This is a genomic window from Lentzea sp. NPDC051838, from assembly GCF_040681245.1.
Lineage (GTDB): Bacteria > Actinomycetota > Actinomycetes > Mycobacteriales > Pseudonocardiaceae > Lentzea.
On the sequence record NZ_JBFAYI010000001.1, the window covers coordinates 38,224 to 61,152 of the forward strand.

The window sequence follows — 22,929 nt, forward strand, 5'->3', positions numbered from 1 at the left end:
CTCGTGGTGCAGGTGACCAACCGCGTGCTCGCGCCGATCAAGGTGTGGGCGGTGATCGGGACGGCGTTCCTGGTGTTCCAGGCGTGGGTGTTCGGCCGCTGGCTGCTGGCCGGCGGTGCGCGGCCCGTGCCGGGGACCGAGGGGACGAGTGTGCTGGCCGTCGTGATGCAGGCGTTCTTCGCCGCCTGCTTCGTGGTCGTCAGCGTGGTGCTGGTCCGGCGCGCACTCGCCCAGCGGTTGGTCACCCTCGATCTCGCCGTGTACGTGGGATTCCTGGCGTGCGTCTGGCAGGACGCGTTGTTCAACTTCCACGGGTTCTTTGTGAGCTACAACCGGGACGTGCTCAACGTGACCAGCTGGGGACCGTTCATCCCCGGCTGGCACGGTGACCATCCCGGGCTGCAGGTCGAGACCGTCCTCGCGCCGGGCGGTCTCGCCATCCCGTTGCTGATCATCTGGGTGTGGGTGCAGACCTGGCTGACGGACCGGCTCACCCGCCCGCACTGGCCCGCGGTGCGACTGTGGAGTGTGAGCGTGCTCGCGGGCGTGGCGATGAACATCGTGCTGGAGTACGTGCTGATCGCCACGCACATGTACGCGTACACAGCACCAACGCCGTACCTGACGTTGTTCGAGGGCCACTGGTACCAGATCAGCCTCGCGCACAACCTGCTGATCGTGCTCTTCGTGTCCACGCCGTCGGTGATGGTCCACTACTACGCGCGGCGCACCGGGTCGACGCCGGTGATCTTCCAGGGCATGCCGGAACCCAGCACCGGGCTGAGGTTGCTGGCCGGGGTGGGTTTCATCAACCTCGGCATGCTCGCGCTGATGGCCGGCACGGCGGTGCTGAGCTACCTCGGTGGCCCCGTGCCCTCGGATCTCCCCGCCGACCTCAGGCCCTGACTACCGCCACAGCCTCAGCTGCAGCATCGCCGAGAACCGCGCGTCCGGGTCGGTGAGATCGATCTGTCCCACTTCCGCCAGCCGCCGCAACCGGTAGCGGAACGTGTTGGGGTGCACGAAAACGGCGGCCGAAGCAGCGGTGACGTCGCCGAACGCGTCCAGCCACGCGCCGAGCGTCTCGACCAGGTTGGCGTTGTGTCGGCGGTCGTAGTCGATCAGCCGCGCGACCGGTCCTGTCAGCGTGTCACCGCGTTCGGCGATGAGATCCGCCAGTTCCAGCAACAGTCCCTCACTGTGCACATCGGACACTCGTGCGACAGGGAAGGACGCTCGCCCGGCGCGCAACACGCGAAGCACCAGGTCCGCTCCGGCGCGGGAACGGGACAGCGCCAGGCCGTCCGCGACCTGGCCGACACCCACGAGCACGTGGTTCCCGATGCGGTTGTGGAAGTCCGTGGCGATCCGCAAGGCCCGATCCTCCGACTCCGCCGGCAGAATCGCGTAGGCCACATCGCCGATCAACGCGGCGGCGGCGCGAGGATGCACCGCCGTCAGGTGCATCGCGAGTGCGTCGGCGATCTGCTGCCGTTCCGCCAGCAACCGGGCGTGGCTCGCCGGATCATCGCCGTGCGAGTGGGCCAGCGCCAACGCGAGCACCACGCACGCCTGGTCCGAAAGTCCAAGCCTCCGAACCGCTTCGGCCGCACCTTGGCCCCCTTCCACCGCGGTGCTGACGAGGTCCGCGCGCAGCCGGCGTTCGACGTCGGCACCGGCCCGTTGCCGCATCATGTGCAACGCCACGAGCTTGGCCGCGTCGCAGAACGCCTGCGACCGATCCGCGGGCAGCGGTTCGCGCACGGCAGCCCAGATCGAGCCGAGGAACTCGTCGCCCGCCCGCACCGCCACCGCGACTCTCGGCAGGCAGAGCGTGCCGTCGTCCGCGGGCAGGCCCTCGATGTAGACGGGCTGGTCGCTGCGGTAGAGCCGCTGGAACACCCCGCGCGCCTCCAGCATCTGCGAGTACCGCGCGGGCACCTGACGGCCGAGGATCGTCTCGACGCGCGACGAGTCGGCCTCGTCCTGGCGCCCCGAGAAAGCGAGCACCCGTGAGCTGCGGTCCTCGATCGTCACCGGCGCGCCGATCAGCGACCCGACGGCGTTGGCCAGGGCGAACAGGTCTCCCGCCGGCACTCCGCCGAGCGTTTCGTTCGGGTCGACCTCACCTTCGGCCAGCAGCGAGCGCAGCATGGCGGCGAGCTGGGTCCACGACGCGCCGGGTGCCAGGCCGAGCAGCGCCACGCCGGACCGGTCGACGGCCTCCGCGATCTCGTCGGTCACGTCGACCGGGCCGCGCACGACGAGTGCCGCCGCGCCGTTCTTGCCCAGAAGGTCGAGGACTTCCGACGGATCCCGCACGCCGACGCCGAGCACCAGCGCCGACGGTGGCAGCACCTGGTCGTCGTGCGGGTCGTGGATGACCACGCCGCCGATGTCGACCGCCTGGCCGGGATTGCCGCGGACCAGGTCGATCAAGGTGGTGCCGAGGTCGTCCAGGACACGGGCCAGGCCAGTTCGCGGACTCATGGCACCACCTTGCCAACTGTCTACAGAGGAATCCAGGGGAGAAGGGTCAGACCGGAATCCACTCCGTCTTCACCGTCACCGCCTCCAGCGCGTCCGGCAACGGCGTGACCCCGAGCCCTGGCCCTGTCGGCACCGTCAAGTGTCCCTCCTCCAGCACGAACGGCTCGGTGATGTCCATCTGGTAGTAGCGGTCCGACGCCGAAGTGTCACCGGGTAACGTGCATCCGGGCAACGCCGCCAGCGCCACGTTCGCGGCCCGTCCGATGCCCGTTTCGAGCATGCCCCCGGTCCACACCGCGATGCCGTGCGCCGCGCACACGTCGTGGATCCGCCGCGCCTCCAGATAACCACCGACCCGGCCGGGCTTGATGTTGACGATCTGGCACGCACCAAGCTTGATCGCGTCCGCAGCCGACCGCGCCGAGGTGATCGACTCGTCCAGGCAGATGGGGGTCTTGAGGGCCTTGGCCAGGTCCGCGTGGGCGAGGACGTCCTCTTCGTCGAGGGGTTGTTCGATCAGCAGCAGGTCGAACGGGTCGAGCCGCGCGAGGTGCCGGGCATCGGCCAGGGTGTAGGCGGTGTTGGCGTCGACCTGCAGCAACACGTCCGGGAACCGTTCGCGCACGGCCCGCACCGCGTCGACGTCCCAGCCCGGCTCGATCTTGAGCTTGATCCGGACGTACCCCTCCTCGACGTAACCCGTGACGGCGTCGAGCAGCTCGGGAATCGAGTTCATGATCCCGACGGACACCCCGCACGGCACTTTCTCGCGCGTCGCACCCAGCTCACGGCCGAACGACACCCCACGCGCGCGCAGTTCGGCGTCGAGCACGGCCATCTCCAACGCGCCCTTGGCCATCCGGTGCCCCCGGAACCTGGCGACCCTCGGCGCGACCGAGATCCCGTCGATGGGGCCGGTCAAAGCCGGGACCAGGAAGCGGCGCAGCACGTCCGCGCAGCCTTCCAGGTACTCCGACGAGTACACGGGGTCGGCCATCGCCACGCACTCGCCCCAGCCCTCACCCTCATCGGTTTCCGCGCGCAGCAGGAGAAGTGAGCGCGTGGTCTGGGTGCCGAACGACGTGCGGAACGGCGACCTCAACGGCATCTCGACCCAGCGGAGCTCGACCCCGGACAGCTTCACGACTCGTTCCTCTCCACGACGTACCAACCGGACTTGTCGAACCCGGTGACGCGGGCACCCTCGGCGAGCAGCCCACCGAGGACGTCCCGCACGGCGTGGCGCCACTCGTTGGCCGCGGCCGGGTTCGTGGCCCGCAGCGCTTCGATGTCAGGGGGAACGGCGACCAGGACGGTGTGGCCGGTGGTCGTGCCCCGCAGCGGCAGGGAGTCGGGGGAGATGCCCAGCCCGATCGCGCCCGCCGCCGGCCCGCCGTCCACCGAGGCCCCAGGGCCGATCATGCCCGCCGCCTGCCCTCCGTCCGCCGAGGTCCCGGGACCCATGGGCGCCGCCGCGGTGATCGGGCGCGGTCCAGCAGCCACCAGATCCCACGTCACGAGGAGCCTGTCGCTCTCCCCGCCCCCGTTGATGTCGTCGCCCATCTGCCCGTACAGGTCCGGCAGGTACTCGGTGACGTCCGCACCCAGCTTGGCCAGGTTGAAGTGCGCGTTGCGGCGGATCAGCGGGTCGAACGTCCACGTGATCGCCTTGATCCCGCGCTCCATCGCCCACTCGCGCTGGTCCATCTTCAACGCGTAACCGATGTCCCGGCCGCGCATGCCGGCCGCGACCCCGGCGATGTGGCTGTGCAACGTGCTCGCCGCGGGTGGCGAGCAGAAGCCCGCACAGGCGCCGATGAGGTCCTCGCCGTCGAACGCGCCGGACACGTAGTTGCCCGACTTGATCAGCGCCCGCATCAGCTCCGCGGTGACCGGGGGAGTGCTCGACCGCCAGATCGACTCGTACAGTCGTTGCGCGGCAAGCAGTTCCTTGTGCTCGGTGAGCTGTCTGATCATGTCAACTCCCTCACCAGCGCGGCGAGCAGGTCGGTGCGGGGCGCGAGCTCCGACACCAGCACGTGCTCGCTGTCGGCATGCGCTCCACCACCAACGGCGCCGAGCCCGTCCAACGTCGGAACTCCCACTCCCGCGGTGAAGTTGCCGTCCGACGCACCACCGACCGCGGCCTGGGTGATCCCGGGAAGCAGCCGCGAGGCCAGCTCGAACAACCCCGAGGACATCGCGAGTTCGAGCGGCGCGCGGTTCGGGCCGCCGGTCACCTCGACCTTCGCCCCGTCGAGCACCGGCCGCAGCGACCGCATCGCCTCGTCGATCCGAGTTTGCTCGGCGAGGTTCCGCACACGCACGTCGACCATGAACTTCCCTTGCGCGGGAACGGTGTTCGTCGTCACCCCAGCCGAAAGCACAGTCGGCACCACAGTCGTGTCGCCGGCTGCCAGTTGCGAGACCGCGAGAATCTGGTGCGCGGCCTCGACAGTCGCGTTCACCCCGCGTTCCGGTTCGAGACCGGCGTGGGCAGCGCGGCCGTGCAACGTCACCTCGTACATCGACGTGCCCTTGCGCTCCGTCTTCAACGCGCCACCGTCAGCCGAGCCCTCGGTGACCAGCACTGCCTTGTGCTGCAGGGCTTCCGTCTCGATCAGCCCGCGCGACGACGGCGAGCCGATCTCCTCGTCACCGGTGACGAGAACCGTGACGCCATCAGGAGAGTTCAGCGCGGCCACGGCGTGGAAGATCATCGCCAGACCTGTCTTCATGTCGAAGCAACCGGGTCCGCGCAGCACGCCGTCCGTCACCTCGAACGGAATCCGTTGCAGAGTCCCGATCGGCCACACCGTGTCGTGGTGGCCGAGCAGGAGCACGCGCCGCGGCCCGGAACCCAGCCGCCACCGCAGATGCGTGCGGCCGTCGAGCACGATCCGTTCCGGCGCGGAGCCGAGCAGCGCGGAGCCCACCGAAGCGGTGACGTCCGCGCTGCGAGCGACCGCCGCGAGATCGGTGGACGGCGACTCGCACGTCACGAGCCGCTCGATGTCGTCGATCAGGGTCATCAGGACACCTTCGGCGTGGCGCGGACACCCAGGTGCACGTACTGCTCCCCGGTCGGCAACGTGTAGAACACCACCGACGACCAACTCTTGGCCTCCGGTGTCCGGTACAGGAACGTCGAGTCGTCGATCGGCACGAGGTCGACCACGGGCGGTTTCGGGAACATGCCGGCGAGTGGGCCGGTGTGCGTGATGTCCAGCTGCAGCCCGGTTTCGCCTTCCGCGACCTCCAGAACGACAGACTCCCGCGCATATCGGCCGACGTGCCCGGAGGTGTCCACAATGGGCGGTTCGGCGGCCGGTTCCTTCGGCCGCGGCACGTCGATGCCCGCCAGTTCGGCGAAGATCTCCCGGTACAGCGACAGGTACAGCTCACGGGCCGAGTCGGCGTTGGTGAGCAGCGTGACCGCGAGGTCCTGGTCCGGCAGCAGGCGCAGGAACGCGGACTGCCCGATGGTGTTGCCGTCGTGGCCGATCAGCCGGTGCCCGTCCCAGCCGAACCGGATCCAGCCGATGCCCCACGAGTCGCCCAGCGCCTCCGGATCGGGCACGTCGGTCTGCTTCTCGGTCATGGCGTGCGCGGACGCCTCCGACAGCACCCGCGCGCCGTCCTGAGCGAGCCCGCCGCTGAGGTGCATCCGTGCGAACGCCAGCACGTCCGCGGTGCTCGCGAAGATCGTTCCGGCCGGGCCGACCGACCGCGGCAGCGCCCACAGCGGTGCCGGTCCGAGCTTCTCGTCCTGGGTGACGTGACCGACGGCGGCGCGGTGCAGCAACGCTTCCTCCGGCAACGTGCCGGTGCGGGTGAGGCCGAGCGGCGCGAAGAGCTTCTCGCGCATCGCGGCGTCCCACGTCGTGCCGGTGAGCTTCTCGATCACCCGGCCGGCCAGCACGAAACCGGCGTTGCTGTAGGAGAAGGTCGCGCCGAGCGGGTGGTTCTGGGCGGCGTCGGCGAGCAGTTCGGTGTAGCGCTCCAGGCAGTCGTCGCCGCGGCCGGTGTCGGTGAAGTTGTCGCCGTCGATGCCGCTGGTGTGCGTGAGCAGGTGCCGCATGGTCACCTTCTGCTCGACCACCGGGTCCGCCAGCTTCAGCTCCGGCAGCACATCGGTGATCGGCGCGTCGAGGTCGAGCAGGCCCTCGTCGACGAGCCGCATCACGACGGTCGTCGTCCAGACCTTGCCGATCGAGCCGATCTGGAAGATCGTGTCGTCGGTGACCTCGACACCGGTCGCCGTGTTCAGCACGCCGTGGTGCGCCTGGACGACCTCGCCCCTGTACAGGATGCCGAGCGCGGCACCGGGCACGCCGTGCTTCTTCGCGAGCGCGGAAAGCCTGCGCTGCCAGTGCTTCGCGTCGAGAGGCCTGCGGTTCTCGGCGTGCTCGCGGACCCAGTCGACGACCCTGCGGTTGAAGTCCTCGCGGTGCGAAGGCTTGCCGCTCAGGATGAACAGGTGCGACTCGTCCGGGTAGAGCACCAGCTTGCTCGGGACGTCGTTCTGGCGCAGCGCGGTGAACCACTGCTCGGCCTGGCCGACCGGGCACCTGTCGTCCGCCGCGCCCTGGTAGATCAACGTCGGCGTGCCGACCTCGTCGACCAGCGTGAGCGGCGAGAGTTCGGCGATGTGGCCGCCGGGGCCGCCGAGCTCGAGCTCGGTCAGGTAGTGGCCGCCGTCGGACGTGCCCGCCATGCTGCTCAGGTCGCTGACCACGCCACCGGCGACCGCGGCGGCGAACCTGCTGTCGCGGCTGGTCAGGTAGCAGGTCATGTAGCCGCCGTAGCTGTAGCCGGTGACGGCGAGCTTGGCCGGGTCGGCGATGCCTTCGGCGACGAGCTGGTCGAGCGGCTCCAGGAAGTCGTCGGCGTCGGCCTTGCCCCACGCGCCCAGTGCGGCTCGGTAGAAGGCTTCGCCGTAGCCGTCGCTGCCGCGCGGGTTGAGGAGCAGGATCGTCCAGCCTTGCCGGGCCAGGACCTGGTGGTAGAGGTGGACCGGGTCCGCAGCGCCGTTCCACGCGTTGTGCGGGCCACCGTGGATGTCCAGCAGCAGCGGTCGCGGACCCTCGTGGTTGGGATCGCGCACCAGCCAGCCGTGCACGACAGTGCCGTCGGAGATCGTGAACTCGCGCTCTTCACGGACGAGGAGCTCGGGCTTGTTGTGTTCGGTGTGGACGGTCACCTCGCCGGTGGCCAGGTCGACGGTGGCGACCTCGCCGTACGAGGTCGGGGTGGAGAGGACGACGGCGGCGATCCCTGACGCCACCGAAAGGCCGGCCACGACACGAGAATCGCCACCGACGACAAGTCGCGGCTCACCTTCGAGCGCTGTGGCGTAGAGCTGGGTGCACCCTCGATCGCGGGCGCAGAACACGACCTCGTCACCCACCAGCACCGGCAGACCTCCCGGATACCCGGCCATTCCCGGCATCACGTTGCGGTCCAACGGTTCCGAGAGGTTGCGGACCTCACCGTCGAGCGACAGCAGCAGCACACTCAGGTGCCCGGAGTCCGCTGAGGTCCGTCCGGTCACCAGCAAACCCTCGGAGATCCACGAGACCGTCGCCGCTTGACCGGTGGCGAGTCCGACGAGCTTCGGTTCCGCTTTGCCGTTGGCGTCGACCACGTGCACCGGGACGCGGAAGGTCAGGTCGGCGTCCTCGTCGCGGGCACCGGTGAAGGCAAGCTGCGTGCCGTCAGGGGACCACGAGGGCGAGCCGGCGAACCAGTCGCCGTCGGTGATCTGCCGTACTTCGCGGCTTTCGAGGTCGAGCACGTGCAGGTGGGCCCGAATGCTGCGCAGGTAGCCAGATCCGTCGGACTTGTAGTCGAGCCGGTGGGCCACAACGGGGGCCTTGGCGTCCGCGATGTCGACCGGTGCGGAGAACGCGAGCTTGGTGCCGTCCGCGTTCCACACCGGCTGGCCAGCGCCGAGCGGCAGCGTCGTGAGTTGTTCGGGCTCGCCGCCGTCCAGCAGCCAGATCTGCGGCGGACCGTCCTGGGCGCGCAGGAACGCGAGGCGGCCGCCGTCCGGTGACCACACGGGGGACTGGTCGGACTTCCCCCTGGTCAGCTGCTTGGCCTTGCCGCCGGCCACCCGCCACAGAGCGCGGTGGTCCTGGTCGGCCTCGCGGTCGGTGGTGCGCAGGACGTAGACGATCTCGGTGCCGTCCGGCGAGATGGCGGGCTGCTCGGGCAGTGCGTGGCCGTACAGGTCCTCGATGGTGTTCACTTCTTCGTCCCCCTCTTGAGCTCGGTGCGGAACAGGTCGAGCACGTTCTGCCCCATCACCAGGGCGATGTCGTCGTCCGGCCAGCCGCGTTTCTTCAACGCCTCGGCCACCAGCGGCATCCCGGACGGCCCCTCCAGCCCCGGGATGAACTTGTCGGTCGGCACGCCCTCGATGAACTGGGCCTCGCAGCACGGCGGTGTGGTGTCCTCCAGGACCTCCTTGACGAAGTCCGGGCCGAGGCCGACGTGCCGGATGCCCATGACACCGGCGATGTGCTCGATGTGGTCGACCAACCGGTCGATGGTGAAGTCGGACTCGTGCAGGAACGGCGCGAAGAAGTTCACGCACACCACGCCACCGTTGTCCGCGATGCCTTTCAGCTGGGCGTCGGTGAGGTTGCGGTGGTGGTCGCGCAACGCCCGTGCCGACGAATGCGTTGCCATCACCGGACGTGTGGCCATCTCCAGCACGTGCTCGACACCCGCCGCGCTCAGGTGGCTGACGTCGAAGATCATGCCGAGACGTTCCATCTCCGCGAACGCGGCGACTCCCGCGCGGGTCAGCCTGCTGCCGGTGGCGTCCTCACCGCTGCCGTCGGCCAGTGACGTGCGGCCGAAGTGCGCGAGCGACGCGATCCGGACGCCCAACCGGTAGAGGGTCTCCATCAGCTCGACGTCCTCGCCGACGCCCGGCGCGCTCTCCAACGCCAGCACGAGCGCGATCCGGTCACCGTTGAGTGCTTCGTCGATGTCGGCGCCGTCGACGCAGAGCTTCACGGTGTCCGGGTCGCCCTCGGCGATCCGGTGCGCCACCTCGATCATCCGCAACGTCTGCCGCAGCGCGCCTTCCGGCCGGAAGCAGTCGTCGATGAACACCGGCAGCACTTGGAGGTTCACCCCGCCCGCGTGCAACTGCGGCAGCCATTGGTCGCGGAAGTGCGGCACCCACTGGTCGACGGGCCGGTAGACGATCGCGTCCAGCAGGTCGTTGTGCGTGTCGGCGATGATCACGAAGCGTCCTCCCACAGACTCGTGTGCCGTGATGGTGCTGCTGCGAGCAACTCGCGTGTGTAACTGTGTTGCGGGCTTTCGAGCACTTGCTCGGCCGTTCCCTCTTCCACGAGCTTGCCGTCTTTCATCACCGCGATGCGATCGCTCACGTACCGGACGACGGCGAGGTTGTGCGAGATGAACAGCATCGACAGACCCAGCTGTCGTTGCAGGTCGCGCACGAGGTTGAGCACCGCTCCCTGCACCGAGACGTCGAGCGCCGACGTGATCTCGTCGGCGATGATCACCTTCGGCCGGCCGGCGAGCGCCCTGGCCAGGGCCACCCGTTGGCGTTGACCACCCGACAGCCGCGCTGGAAGTGAGCCGGCCCGGCTCGGGTCGAGGTTCACGAGTTCGAGCAACCGAGCTACCTCCGCGCGTTTGCCGGTTCCCCGTGGCATGGCTTCGGCGATCGACTCGCCGATGCTCATGCGCGGGTCGAGTGACGAGTACGGGTCCTGGAAGACCATCTGCAGTCCGCGCTCGCGGGGCCGCATCCGCTGGATATCGGCGCCGTCGACCAGGACCTGTCCTGAGGTGGGCGGGACGAGGCCGACCGCGGTGGCGGCGAGGCTCGACTTGCCCGACCCCGACTCGCCGACCAGCCCGACGACCTGGCCCGACGGCACGGTGAGACTGACGTCGTCGACGGCGCGCAGGGAGCCGTACTGCAGGCTGACGTGCTCGAACCGAAGCTCGCTCATCGGACACCCCCTACCAGCTCTTCCTGCCAGCAAGCGACTTCGTGCCGGTCACCGATGACCTTCAACTCCGGTTCCTCGGTCCGGCACCTCTCGTCCGCGACCGGGCAGCGCGGCGCGAACGGGCACCCCGCGCCGATCTCGCCCGGCTCCGGCGGCCTTCCCGGAATCACCGCCAGTGGCGCGTCCCGATCCGTCTCCAGGTCGGGCACCGCGGCCAGCAGTGCCGTCGTGTACGGGTGCCGCGCCGACGTGAACAGCTCCGCGGTCGGAAGCTCCTCGACGACCCGTCCCGCGTACATCACCAGCACCCGGTCGCAGGTCTGCGCGACCACGGTGATGTCGTGGCTGATCAGCAGCACCGCCGCCGACCGCTCCTCCCGCACCCGCGCCAGCAACCGCAGCACCTCCCGCTGCACGGTGACATCCAGCGCGGTGGTCGGCTCGTCGGCGATCACCAGCCGCGGCTCGCCCATCAGGCCCATCGCGATCATCGCCCGCTGCCGCATCCCGCCGGAGAACTCGTGCGGGTATTGCTTGGCCCGTCGCTCCGCCGACGGAATCCGCACCGCCCGCAGCCGGTCCACGACCCGTTCGAACGCCGCTTTGCGCGACATCCCCTGGTGCACCTCGGACACCTCGGCGAGCTGTCGGCCGATCCGGCGCGTCGGGTTGAACGACGTCATCGGGTCCTGGAACACCATCGCGAGCGACGTGCCCAGCTCTCGTTGCGTTGTCTTGGAGAGCGGTTTCCCGGCGAACTCCAGCCGGTCGGCCGTCACGACTCCGGGACGCTCGACCAGCCGCGACACCGCCAGCGCGGTGAGGCTCTTGCCCGACCCCGACTCGCCGACGACCCCGATCATCTCGCCCTGCCCGACCGTGAACGACACCCCGCGCACCGGCGTGACCCAGCCCTGGGCACCGGGGAACGACACCCGCAGGTTCCGCACGGTCAACAGGCCTTCGCCGCTCGCTGACTCCACAGTGGACGCAGGCTCGGGTCGTTGCCGCGCAACCTGCCGACGACCCGCCGCGGACGCCGCGGCCTCGCCGAACAGGTTGAACGCCAGCCCTGCCAGCACCACCGCCACCGCCGGGCCCAGCGCGGGCGCGGGGGAGAGGTAGATGCGGTTGAGGCCTTCGCCGAGCAGCCGTCCCCAGTCGTAGGAGGGCGCCTGCACGCCGATGCCCAGGAACGACAGCCCGGCGAAGGCGGTCAGGGCCGATCCGGCGGCGAGAGTCGCGTTGATCACGAGTGGTTCGGCGATGTTGGGCAGGACGTGCCGCACCAGCAACCGGAACCTGCCCACCCCGCACACCCGTGCCGCCGCGATGAAGTCACGGCCGCTCACGGACGCGGTCAGGGTCTGGGTGAGCCGGGCGAACGACGGCGTGATCGCGAACGCGATGGCCAGCACCGCGCCGACCGTGCCGGTTCCGAAGATCACCGCGAAGAACAACGCCAGCAGCAGCCCCGGAAACGCGACCGCGATGTTCACGGCCGACGTGACGAGCCGCCCGGCCCAGCGCGGCAGCACCGACGGCAACGAGCCGAGCACCAAGCCCGTGAGGACGCCGACGATCGTTGCCAGCAAAGCGAGTCCGAGGGTGAGGCGGGTCGCGACCAGCACCCGGTAGTAGATGTCTCGGCCCAGCGCGTCCGTGCCGAGCAGGTGTTCGGCGGACGAGCCCTGCAGGAGTGCGTCCGTGTCGATGGCGTCGGCTTGGGAGCCCCAGAGGATCGGCGCGAACACGGCCAGAATCGCCAGCAGCGCCAACAAGATGCCTGAAGCCAAGCCGACTGGGGTGCGGAGGGTAGGTGGTACGCGCATCACGGCTCCTCGCTCCTCGTCCGAGGCGTCTTCATCAGGCCTCCTTGATCGTCGAGCGAGGGTCGAGCAGCGCGAGCACCACGTCCACCGCCAGATTCACCAGCAACACCCCGGTGCCGTAGATCAGCACGATGCCCTGCACCGCCGGGTAGTCCTTCTGCTGGATCGACCCGACGATCGTGGAACCCAGCCCAGGCCAGGCGAACACGTTCTCCACCAGCACGGTCCCGGCCACCAGACCCGCGAGCATCATCGCGCCGAGCGTCAAAGTCGCGGTCAACGCGTTCGGCAACGCGTGCCTCACGTACACCAGCCGCGCCGGCAACCGTTTCGCCCGTGCGGTGCGGACGAAGTCGTTGCCCAGCACCGAAAGCAGCTCGACCCGGACAATCCGCGCCAGCACCGCCGCCGGTCCGATCGCGAGCGCCAGCACCGGCAACACCGACGATCCGGCGGCGTCGCGTCCAGCCACCGGCAGCCAGCCCAGCGCCACCCCGAAGAGGCTCACCAACCCCACCGCCAGCAGGAACTCCGGAATCGCCGCCAGCACCACACTGGTGGACGTGAACCCGAGCTCGGCGCCGCGACGGCGACCGCCCCTGGTGAGCACCGCCATCACCACGCCCACCGGCACCGCCACGACCACCACGACCAGGAAGGCGGACACGGCGAGCTGCACGGTCGCGGGCAGCCGGTCGCCGATCAGGTCCGCCACCGGAGTTCCGGAGACCAGGGACACCCCGAGGTCGCCTGCGAACAGGTCGCCGAGGTAGCGCAGGTACTGGGTCACGAGGGAGTCGTTGAGCCCCAACGCTTCCCGGCGCGCCTGCACGACGTCGGGCGAGGCGGTGATGCCCAGTGCCTCGCGGACCGGGTCGCCGGGGATGAGGTGGATCATCAGGAACGCGGCGGTCACCAACACCCACAGCGAGGTCAGGAACCGCACCGCGCGCCGCCGGGCGAAGGGCAGCCAGGAGCTGCCCGACACCCGGCGTTCGACCGTTGTGGTCATGACGCGAGCATCCGGATCGACGCGGGGTCGATGCCGTCGCTCATGGTGAACCGGGCGCCCTTGACGAACGTCGGCACCACGGAGTCGAAGTACGGCACCAGGTCGACGGCCTTGACCAGGGCGGACTCGGCCTTGTTCCAGTGCTCGCAGCCGGCCGAACCGGGCATCGTGGCGGCCTGTTTGGACTCCGCCTCGAACTCGGCGTTGCGGACGTGCCCGAAGTTCACGCCCTGCGGCGGCATCGGGCCCGACGCGAACGGCACCAGCTGGCTCGGCAACCCGAGCGTCACCGGCGACATCGAGACGTCCCACGCACCCGTGCTGAACAGCGCCTGGTTGAGGCCTGCCGAGTCGACGGGCTGGATGGTCACCTGCACGCCGATCGCCTGCCACGCCTGCTGGATCAGCTCGGCGGTCGCGGTGAACGTCGGACCGAGAACAGTCGGTTGCAGCAGCCTGATCTGCAACGGTTTCCCGCCCTTGGACCACTCGGCCAGTGCCTGTTGCGCGGCGGCCTTGTCGTGCGGCGGCAGGTTCGCGGAGACGTTGTCGCCGGTGCAGGGCCTGGGTTCGACGGTCACCAGGCTCTTCGACGGCCTGCCCTTGCCGCTCGTCAGCACCTTGCCGACCTGCGCGAGGTCGAGTGCCTGCACGAGTGCGCGGCGCACCGCCGGGTCCTGCGTCGGGAGGCCGTCGGCCTGGTTGAAGCTCAGCAACCCCAACGGGACGGCGAGGTCGACGTGCTCGACCTTCTGCGCGGCCAGGCGTTCCTGGTCCGGACCCGCGATCGTGGCGGCGGTGACCTGCCCGGACAGCACCAGGTTCACCGCGGTGGTCTCGTTCGGGACGACCTTGACGACGACCTTGTCCGGCATGCCCTGCTCGGCGGGGAGGTCCTTGCGCCGCGTCAGGGTGTAGTGGTCGTTCGGCGCGATCTCGGAGATCGTGAACAGGCCGGTGCCCTGCTCGCCCTTGGTGAGCAGCGCGCGGTCGCTCACGCCCTTGGCGCAGACGATCGGCAGCATGCCGACGTTGGTCAGCAGGAACGCGTCCGGTGCGCCGCTCGTGACGGTGATCGTGCGCGTGGCGTCGTCGGCCGTCGCCGTGGTGCCCGGCATGACCATCAGCCCGACGAGCGGTGACTTGTTCTTCGGGTCGCCGATGAAGTTGATGTTCTCGGCGACGTCCTTGGCGGTGAGCGGGGCGCCGTCGGCACACGTCGTGCCTTGTCGCAGCGTGAAAGTGGCCTTCGTGGCGTCGGCTTCCCACTTCTCGGCGAGACCGGCGGCGATGTCCCCGTTCGACGTGCGTTCGACCAGGCGGCCGTAGAGGAACCGGCCGATCGAGCGTGCCACGGAGAGCACCGTGAGCGCCGGGTCGAGCGTGCCGGGGTCGGCGCCGACCGACATCGTGAACGTCTTGCCGTCCACGAGAGCCTTGGATCCGGTGCCGCCGGAGGACCCGCATCCCGCTACGAGCAGAGCGGCCACGACCAGCGCTGTGCGCTTCACTGTGTGCTCCTGAGGTGGTCGACGGCGAGGCGCCCGGCGCGGCCGATCACCGCGTCCACGGCGGGTTGCCGCAGGTCGAGCGACTTGGCTTTGGTGAACACGGCGACGGCATAGCTGCGGCCGTCGGGGTAGGTGACGACGCCGGCCTCGTTGCGGACGCTCGGCAGCGTGCCGGTCTTGGCGGCGACCTCGACGTCGGCGGGGAAGCCCGAACTGAGCCGGTGCGGCCAGACCTGCTGGGCCATGATCTTGCGAACCTGGTCGCACGCCTCAGGACTGGCGGCCTTGTCCGTCCAGATCGCTTCCAGCAGGGTGGTGATCTCCCTCGGTGTCGAGGAAGTCGTGCGCTCGGGGTCCACAATGGCCATTCGCTCGACCGTTTCCCACGTGAGGTTCGAGAGAAGGGCCTCCTCGTCGACCGAGCTCAGCAGGTCCTCGCAGCAGCCCATGACCCGCGTTCGGTGGAGGTCGAGGTTCTTGAGCACCTTGTCGACCGCGGCCTGGCCGATGCGGTGGAAGATCACGTCGGTCGCCGCGTTGTCGCTCATGGTCATCAGGAACAACGCGAGGTCGCGCCAGCTCATCTCGACGTCGTCCGCGCAGCCCGCCGTTCCGATGCCGCCGACGCGGTACCGAGAGGTGACCTTGGCCCGCTCGGTCTCGTCGAGTCGTCCGGCGGCGACTTCCTCGGCGTACGCGACGGCTACCGGGATCTTGAACACCGACGCCAGCACCACCGGGTCGTCGGCGTGGTGGCAGAACTCGTTGTCCGTCCCGATCTCGCGAGCGTGCACGAACCCCTCGGCGCCGGCCTCAGCGAAGACGTCCGCGATCACTGGGCGACTCGCCGGTCCGCGCGTCCGGTGTGCAGGAAGAGCGCGCGGCCTTCGCCGTCGTCACCGACGAACGCGTGCGGCATGTGGATGCCGAGCATCGGCTCGAAAGCGACGAAAGTAGTGCCCTGCCACGGGAACAGCTCGGTCTTGCCCGCCCGCTCCGGGCTGAGCTCGGCCATGATGCCCTTGGGCACCAGCTCCATCCAGATCCGTCCGTCGTCGTCCTGAGTCACCACGCGTTCGCCGACCGTCGACGCGTAGGTGCCGACATAGCGAGCGGCGTCGATGCGGTCCTGGGTGGTGGCCGGCTGCGGCATGTCCGGCAGGTCGATGCCGGTGAGCTCGCGCAGGACGTGCCCCACGATCTCCCGGTAGAGGTCGAGAGGGTTGCCGCCGTTGGTGAGCAGCGCCACCGCGACCCCGTGCTCCGGCACGAGCCTGAGGAACGAGCTCTGGCCGATCGTGCCGCCGTCGTGGCCGATGACCGTCCCTTGTGGATAGTGGAACAGCTCCCACCCGAGGCCCCACGCATCACCCATCACCGCGAGCTGCGGCACCTCGACCTGGGCCTCCTGCATGGCCCGCACGCTCATCGACGAGAGGACGTCGTTGCCGCCGTTCATGTGCATGCGCGCGAACTTGAGCAGGTTGCCGGCACTCATGGAGAGCATCGCGCCTGCCGGGGAGTTGGACCGCACCAGCGCCCAGACCGGCGCGACCTGCGGCCCTTCGTCCTTGCTCGGCGTGAGGTGGCCGGTCGCCGCACGGAACCGGATCGCCTCGTAGGCGTCGGCGGCGGCGTGCGTCAGGCCGAGCGGCTCGAACAGGTGCTCGCGCAGGCAGTCGTCGTAGGACTTGCCGCGCATCTTCTCGACGATCCGCCCGAGCACGACGTAGCCCGCGTTGTTGTAGCTGAACATCTCGCCGGGCGCGAAGAGCTGCGGGGTGTCGTGCAGCGTGCCGACGTACTTCTCCACGCAGTCGTCACCACGTCCGGTGTCGGTGAAGAGATCACCCTCGAAGCCGGACGTGTGGCACATCAGCTGCCGCACGGTGATCCGCTTCGCCGCGTCCTCGTCGGCGATGCGGAACTCGGGCAGGTAGTCCCGCACAGGTGCGTCGAGGTCGAGCAGGTTCTCGTCCACGAGCTGCATGGCGAGCGTCGTCGTCCACACCTTGGTGATCGACCCGATCTGGAACAGCGAGTCGGTCGTCGTCTCGACCCTGGTGTTCTTGTTCAGCACACCCGCGGCGGCCTCGACCACCTCGTCGCCCACGGTCACGGCCGCGGTCGCGCCCGGCACCTCGTACTGGGCCGCCAGCCTGGGGAGGTTCTCCTGCAGCCAGTCGTTGATCTCGCTCAGCTTGGACATCCGCGCCTCATCCACCTCGACGTGACTCCGGTCACGGCCAACGCTAGGTTTCGGCCACGGGTGGAAACCTCGTGCCGGCCGACGAATCTGCGGGTCTGGATCTGTCGGCGCGGACGAATCCGTTCGGGGGTAGAGCAGGCTCCACCTCGCTCCGGGCAGCCTGCGTGATCGATCCGCGGGGCCTGTCGAAAATACGTTTCTGCACGTGGAGAACGTTCATAGGACAGACGCGCTGTCGCTGCAGGCGGTGCGCAAGGTGTACGGGTCGGGCGGCGGCGCCGTGACGGCGTTGCACGAGGTGACCGTCGGCATCCGGCGAGGCACCTTCACCGCGGTGATGGGCCCGTCCGGCTCGGGCAAGAGCACCTTCCTGCACTGCGCGTCGGGCATGGACAGGCCGACCTCCGGCCGCGTGCTGCTGGGCGACACCGACCTCGGTGCGTTGAAGGAAGCCCGGCTGACCGAGGTGCGCCGGGACCGGATCGGCTTCGTGTTCCAGGCCTACAACCTGCTGCCGTCGCTGACCGTCCTGCAGAACATCACGCTGCCGCTGCGCCTGGCCGGCCGTCGCCCGGATGGCGAGTGGTTGCGCACGGTCGTGGGCAGGGTCGGGCTGGCTGATCGGCTTGACCGGCACCCGGCTGAGCTCTCGGGCGGTCAGCAGCAGCGGGTGGCGATCGCTCGGGCGCTGGTGGCCCGGCCCGAGGTGGTGCTGGCCGACGAGCCGACCGGCGCTCTGGACTCGCGGACGGCCGCGCAGGTGTTGTCCCTGTTGCGGTCCATTGTGGACGAGATGGGGCAGACGGTCCTGATGGTCACGCACGACCCGGTGGCCGCTTCTGCCGCACACAGCGTGCTGTTCCTCGCGGACGGGCGGCTGGCAGGGGAGTTGTACGGGCCTACGCCGGTGAAGGTCGCCGAGCGCATGACACACCTCGGGGAGTGGTGAACCGTGCTGACTTTGGCTTTGCAGACCGTGAAAGCCCGCACCAGCGGGTTCGTGGGAGCGTTCATCGCAGTCCTGTGCGGCACCGCACTCGTGGCAGCGTGCGGAATCCTGATGGAGTCCGGGTTTCGCGGAGGCGTGCCGACCCAGCGTTACGCGGCCGCCGACGTGGTCGTCACCGGCGACCGCACGGTGCGCCCGCCTGGTGGTGACGTGCTCGCGTTCGAGCACGCCTCCGAACAGCCGGGCATTCCCGCCGCGCTGGTGGCCAAGATCGCCGCGGTGCCGGGGGTGAAGTCCGCCGTGGCCGAGCTGACGTTCCCGGCCGTCGTGGTCGGGGCGGAGAAACCGGCTCTGGGCCACAACTGGGAATCCGCGGTGCTCGCGCCGTTCACGTTGAAGCAGGGCAACGCTCCCGCCGCGGACAACGAGGTCGTGCTGGACTCGGGGCTCGCGGCACAGGCGGGCGTCGCGGCCGGCGGCGAAGTCCAGATCATGGTTCGGTCCGCTCCGGTCTCGTACCGCGTGAGTGGCATTGCTGAAGGCCGTGGCGACCGTCAGGCGGCGCTGTTCTTCAACGCTGCCAAGGCGGCCGAGCTCGCCGGGCGTCCTGACCAGGTCAGCGCGATCGGCGTCACCGGCGACGTCGGTGATCGACTGGAAGATGTCCTGGCGAACGACCACGTCACGGTCTCGACCGGAGCGGATCGCAGCGCCGCCGAGTTCGACGACGTGAGCCAGACCAAGGCGATCCTCGCGCTGATCGCGGGTTCGTTCGGCGGCTACGCGGTCCTGGTGGCGATCTTCGTGGTGGCCAGCACGCTCGCCCTGACCGTCGAACAACGCCGCCGCGAGTTCGCGCTCCTGCGAGCCGTCGGCGCGACACCGCGCCAGATCCGCAAGATGATCGGCCTCGAGACGCTGGTCGTCGGAGCGGTGGCGGGTGTGCTGGGCAGCCTCGGAGGCATCGCGGTCAGCCACGGCCTGCGCACCGCCTTCGCGAACATCGGCGTGGTGCCGCAGGACTTCGAGCTGTCGATCAGCCCGATCCCGCTCGTCGCGGCCCTGCTGATCGGCCTGGGCGCGGCACGGCTGGCGGCGTGGAGCGCGGCGCGCAGGCCGTCCTCGATCAACCCCGTGGAAGCGTTGGGGGAGGCCGCGATCCAGCGCAAGGAGGTCGGCCGGATCCGCCTGGTCATCGGATACGTGCTCCTCGCGATCGGTACGGCGGCGACCACGCTGCCGTTGTTCGTCCCCGGCCAGATCGGCGCGGCGATGTCCGTGATGGCCGCGCTCGTGCTGATCATCGGCCTGACGCTGACCGGACCGAGGATCGTCGGCAAGGCGGTCCGGATGATCGCTCCGGCACTGAGCAACGTCTCGTCCGCCGGCTACCTGGCGGCGGCGAACGTCACCAAGAACTCGCGCCGCCTGGCCGCTGCGGTCACTCCGCTGATGCTCGCGATCGGGTTCGCCGTCGTGAACTTCTACAGCCAGACGACGTTCACCGCCGCTGTCCAACAGGAAACGACCAGGTCGATCACTGCCGACCAGATCGTCAGCGGCGTGACGGGAGTGCCCGCCGAAGTGGCCCAGGCCGCGCGGAAGATCCCCGGCGTGACGGCGACCTCGTTGGTGCGCACGGAAGTCATCACCGCTCGCAAGTCCGGTGACACCGTCGAGGTGAACAAGAGCCCCGCAAACGGCCTCGATCCGGAGGCCGGCGACACCGTCGACCTCGGGATCACCTCCGGCGACCTGAAAGACCTCAAGCCGGGCACGGTGGCGTTGGGCGACACGCATGCGTTCTGGGCCGACAAGAAGGTCGGCGACACGGCCGAGTTCTGGTTCGCCGACGGCCAGCGGGCCAACCTGAAGGTCGTCGCGATCTACCAGCACGAGCTGGCGTTCGGCGACCACGTCCTGAACGCCGAGGACGCCCGCGCCCACACCCGCGCGGGGCTGGACAATGCCGTGCTGGTCAACGGCAACGCGAAGGACCTGATCACCAGCTATCCGGGCCTGACGATCACCACCAACGCGACAGCGCAGGACCGGGGCGACGAACGCACCCAGTTCCTGCTGAACCTGGTGGCGGTGGGCGTGATCCTCGGCTACGTCGCGATCTCCGTGTCCAACACGCTGGTGATGTCCACCGCGGCGAGGCGACGCGAGTTCGCCCTCCTGCGCCTGGTCGGCACGAAACGCCGTCAGGTCAAGAAGATGATGCGGATGGAAGCACTGGTGACCGTCGGACTCGCCGCCGTCATGGGCACCCTGGTCGCCGCACTGCCGCTGACCCTGCTGTCGATCGGCTTCACCGGCAGCCCGGTGCCGAGCGGCCCGGCATGGGTCTACCCAGCAGTGCTCGCCGGAGCCGCACTGCTGGGCATCGTGTCGATCGCCGTGTCGACGGGCCTGACGTTGCGCGCCAAGCCCGTCGACGCGATCGGGTCGCGCGAGTGATCAGCCGACCGGCGGCGCCATCTCGAACCAGTTGTAGCCCTCGACCAGCTGCGTGGTCGGCGCCGTCGAGCCCGGCGTGGTGAGCTGCCAGCGGGTCACGGTGCGGTAGGTGCCCGGGATGGCGATGTCGCCCAGGTCGTTGTCCGGGTTGTTCTTCGTCGGGACCCACTCGACGACGGTCTTCTTCGTCAGGGTCGCGTTGATCGTCGCGTAGTCGGACTGGGTCTTGAGGTAGTCACCGACGCCGTGGTCCGCGGCACGACCGGGGTCCATGTAGCGGACCTGCAGGGTGTCGCCGTTGAAGGAACCGTCGACGGCGACCAGCGTGACGATGTGGCCGCCACCGCGCTGCAGGCTCCCGGTCTTCGGACCGGCCGAGTAGCGCCCGTAGACCATCTGCACGGGGCCGCGGGCCAGCTTCTTCGCGAGGTCACCGCCGAAGTCCGCGGCACCGTCGGTGCTCACGCCGCCGGTGACTGCGGTCCACCCGGCGTCGCGGGCGGGCTGGGCCGCGATGTTCCAGGCGGCGCGCAGGTTGTAGAGGTTGGTGTCGCCGTCGTACTTCGCGTCCTCGCCGATCCGCCAGACCGAGTTCGTGATGACGTTGTAGTCGGCCTGGTCCTGGGGGTCGAGGTTCTTGACCTTGGTGGTGAGCCAGCCGACCGGTGCGTTCTTCTCGTGCGCCCAGTAGTGCAGCACGTTGTAGAGCGAGGTCGGCCCGCAGTAGGCGTTGCCGTTGTTCTCCAGACCCGCGCGGAACTGGTCGACGTCGCTGACCCCGCACTGCTTCACCGAGAAGTCGGGGCCCACCAGGTCGGTGACCTTCGTGCACGGCGCCGGCTGGCCGATGATCGGGTCGGCGGACGCGACGGCCGGGAGCGCGAGGGTCGAGAGGGTGGCGGCGGCGATGATGGCCTTGCGGATCATGGTCCTTACCTTCCGTTCGCGGATTGCGTTGGTAGGTAAAGACTCTTGGATCGCGATCACGAAGGCATGAGGGATGATCCCTCAACCCCAACGATCGAAAGTTGGGTGTATCAGGACATCCCCCACGCCACTCCGTTAAAGACCCGGCTGGATCGGACTGGTGTGTTTGCCGAGGTGGATCGGCAGCGAGTGCAGCCCGTAGACGATCGAGAGCTTGCGGAACGACAGCTCCGCGGGATCGACCGCGAGCCGCATCTCCGGGAACCGCCGCACCAATGCCGGGTAGGCGATCCGCAGCTCCATCTTGGCCAGCTCGGCGCCGATGCAGCGGTGCGCGCCGTAGCCGAACGCGAGGTGCTGCCCCGCGGCCCGGGTCGGGCAGATTTCGTCCGGCGAGTCGTACACGCTCGGGTCGCGGTTCGCCTGCGACAGCGAGCACGCCACGATGTCACCCGCGCGGATCCGAGTGCCGGCGACCTCCACGTCCTTGCGCGCCACGCGGAGGAACGCCACCTGCACGACGGTCTGGTGCCGCAGCAGCTCGTCGACCACTCCGCCGATGGCCTCGTCGTCATCGCGCACGCGGCTGAACAGCTCGGAGTCGCGCAGCATCGCCAGGGTGCCGAGCGACAGCATGCTGGCGGTGGTCTCGAACCCGCCGGTGAGCAGCCCGTCGGCCAGTCCGGCCAGCTCGTCGTCGTCCAGCTCGTCACCGTGCTTGCGGATCAGTTCGCCGAGCAGCCCGTCGTTCGGGTTCTGGCGCTGCGCCCGCACCAGCTCGCGGAAGTAGACGACCGACTCGGACACCGCGGACAACGACGCCGTCGCGGCACCACCGAGGTCGAACCGGGCGACACTGCGCCGCTGGAACTCCTCGCGCTCACTCGCGGGCACACCCAGCAGCTCGCAGATGGTCAGCGCCGGTACCGGCATCGCGAAGTCCTCGACCAGGTCGACCGCCCCGTCCTTCATGGACATCAGGTCGAGCTGGTCGGCCACGATCGCCTCGATCCGCGGCACCAAACGCGACAGCCGCCGCATGGTGAACTCCGGCGTCAGCACCTTGCGCAGCCGCGTGTGCTCCGGCGGGTCGCTGAACCCGAGCCCTCCCGGCGCCTCCTCCGCGAACAGCCCCATCTCCTTGAAGTGGCCGAAGTCGTTGCTGAAGGACTCGCTGTCCACCAGCACGGCCTTGGACTCCTCGTAGCCGGTCACCAGCCACACCGTCACCGGCAGCGGCAACCGCGTGATCGGCCCGTGCGCGTGCATCCGCGCCAGCTCGGGCACCGGGTTCAACCCGTTGCGCCGCAGCGGTGCCAGTACCCGCGAGGGCACGAACCAGGACGACTCGAGGTCGAACCCGGTCTTGCTGAGATGCGCGAGCAGCCGCTTCCCCACCCAACCGGTCACGCGCGTGCGCATGTCGGTCGCTGACTGCATTACGTCCCTCATGAGGCGACTGTCCCTTCGGCGGAAAGGGGGTCTCCGTGGATCGTGGTCCCCACCGGAACGGACAATAACGACGTCGCA

General features: G+C 69.3%; 17 protein-coding genes. 3 read left to right on the plus strand and 14 right to left on the minus strand.

Annotated features, from left to right (window positions below; all coding sequences use genetic code 11):
• Positions 1 to 3 precede the first annotated feature (3 nt).
• Positions 4 to 906, plus strand: a complete 903-nt coding sequence (locus tag AB0M24_RS00130; RefSeq protein WP_363758505.1) for a spirocyclase AveC family protein — start codon at positions 4 to 6, stop codon at positions 904 to 906.
• Here the strand turns inward: AB0M24_RS00130 and AB0M24_RS00135 are convergent, their stop codons facing one another.
• Genes AB0M24_RS00135 through AB0M24_RS00190 form a run of 12 tightly spaced genes read right to left on the minus strand, consistent with a single transcriptional unit; the run spans position 907 to position 17,060 of the window.
• Positions 907 to 2,490, minus strand: a complete 1,584-nt coding sequence (locus AB0M24_RS00135; protein ID WP_363758508.1) for a helix-turn-helix domain-containing protein — start codon at positions 2,488 to 2,490, stop codon at positions 907 to 909.
• Between the two features lie 46 nt (positions 2,491 to 2,536).
• A complete protein-coding gene (gene menC / locus AB0M24_RS00140; protein ID WP_363758511.1) occupies positions 2,537 to 3,634 on the minus strand; it encodes an o-succinylbenzoate synthase in 1,098 nt (365 codons plus the stop codon).
• Entirely contained in the window at positions 3,631 to 4,467 is an 837-nt protein-coding gene (locus tag AB0M24_RS00145; RefSeq protein WP_363758513.1) for a GNAT family N-acetyltransferase, read from the minus strand. The genes menC and AB0M24_RS00145 overlap by 4 nt, the downstream gene beginning before the upstream one ends.
• On the minus strand, positions 4,464 to 5,522 hold the full coding sequence (locus tag AB0M24_RS00150) for a M20 family metallopeptidase (protein ID WP_363758516.1): 1,059 nt from the start codon (positions 5,520 to 5,522) through the stop codon (positions 4,464 to 4,466). Before AB0M24_RS00150 ends, AB0M24_RS00145 begins: the two co-directional genes overlap by 4 nt.
• Complete coding sequence (locus AB0M24_RS00155; RefSeq protein WP_363758519.1) at positions 5,522 to 8,743, minus strand: serine hydrolase; 3,222 nt, start codon at positions 8,741 to 8,743, stop codon at positions 5,522 to 5,524. The genes AB0M24_RS00150 and AB0M24_RS00155 overlap by 1 nt, the downstream gene beginning before the upstream one ends.
• Positions 8,740 to 9,753: a membrane dipeptidase gene (locus tag AB0M24_RS00160; RefSeq protein WP_363758522.1), complete on the minus strand. Its 1,014-nt coding sequence runs from the start codon at positions 9,751 to 9,753 to the stop codon at positions 8,740 to 8,742. The genes AB0M24_RS00155 and AB0M24_RS00160 overlap by 4 nt, the downstream gene beginning before the upstream one ends.
• Positions 9,750 to 10,496 (minus strand): ATP-binding cassette domain-containing protein, encoded by a 747-nt coding sequence (locus tag AB0M24_RS00165; RefSeq protein WP_363758525.1) that lies wholly within the window; start codon positions 10,494 to 10,496, stop codon positions 9,750 to 9,752. Before AB0M24_RS00165 ends, AB0M24_RS00160 begins: the two co-directional genes overlap by 4 nt.
• Complete coding sequence (locus tag AB0M24_RS00170; RefSeq protein WP_363758528.1) at positions 10,493 to 12,328, minus strand: dipeptide/oligopeptide/nickel ABC transporter permease/ATP-binding protein; 1,836 nt, start codon at positions 12,326 to 12,328, stop codon at positions 10,493 to 10,495. The genes AB0M24_RS00165 and AB0M24_RS00170 overlap by 4 nt, the downstream gene beginning before the upstream one ends.
• Before the next feature lie 34 nt (positions 12,329 to 12,362).
• A complete protein-coding gene (locus tag AB0M24_RS00175) occupies positions 12,363 to 13,340 on the minus strand; it encodes an ABC transporter permease (RefSeq protein WP_363758531.1) in 978 nt (325 codons plus the stop codon).
• Positions 13,337 to 14,851 (minus strand): ABC transporter substrate-binding protein, encoded by a 1,515-nt coding sequence (locus AB0M24_RS00180; RefSeq protein ID WP_363758535.1) that lies wholly within the window; start codon positions 14,849 to 14,851, stop codon positions 13,337 to 13,339. Before AB0M24_RS00180 ends, AB0M24_RS00175 begins: the two co-directional genes overlap by 4 nt.
• On the minus strand, positions 14,848 to 15,687 hold the full coding sequence (locus tag AB0M24_RS00185) for a serine hydrolase (RefSeq protein ID WP_363758538.1): 840 nt from the start codon (positions 15,685 to 15,687) through the stop codon (positions 14,848 to 14,850). Before AB0M24_RS00185 ends, AB0M24_RS00180 begins: the two co-directional genes overlap by 4 nt.
• Complete coding sequence (locus AB0M24_RS00190) at positions 15,684 to 17,060, minus strand: serine hydrolase (protein WP_363758541.1); 1,377 nt, start codon at positions 17,058 to 17,060, stop codon at positions 15,684 to 15,686. The genes AB0M24_RS00185 and AB0M24_RS00190 overlap by 4 nt, the downstream gene beginning before the upstream one ends.
• A 232-nt stretch (positions 17,061 to 17,292) precedes the next feature.
• Here AB0M24_RS00190 and AB0M24_RS00195 point away from each other — a divergent pair, with 232 nt between their 5' ends.
• Together AB0M24_RS00195 and AB0M24_RS00200 are read left to right on the plus strand one after the other, a co-directional pair.
• Positions 17,293 to 18,009: an ABC transporter ATP-binding protein gene (locus AB0M24_RS00195; RefSeq protein WP_363761518.1), complete on the plus strand. Its 717-nt coding sequence runs from the start codon at positions 17,293 to 17,295 to the stop codon at positions 18,007 to 18,009.
• A 3-nt stretch (positions 18,010 to 18,012) separates the two neighbouring features.
• Positions 18,013 to 20,472 (plus strand): ABC transporter permease, encoded by a 2,460-nt coding sequence (locus tag AB0M24_RS00200; protein WP_363758544.1) that lies wholly within the window; start codon positions 18,013 to 18,015, stop codon positions 20,470 to 20,472.
• Here AB0M24_RS00200 and AB0M24_RS00205 read toward each other — a convergent pair whose 3' ends face one another.
• Positions 20,473 to 21,399 (minus strand): hypothetical protein, encoded by a 927-nt coding sequence (locus AB0M24_RS00205; protein WP_363758547.1) that lies wholly within the window; start codon positions 21,397 to 21,399, stop codon positions 20,473 to 20,475.
• Between the two features lie 135 nt (positions 21,400 to 21,534).
• Positions 21,535 to 22,851: a cytochrome P450 gene (locus tag AB0M24_RS00210; protein ID WP_363758550.1), complete on the minus strand. Its 1,317-nt coding sequence runs from the start codon at positions 22,849 to 22,851 to the stop codon at positions 21,535 to 21,537.
• Positions 22,852 to 22,929: the final 78 nt, after the last annotated feature.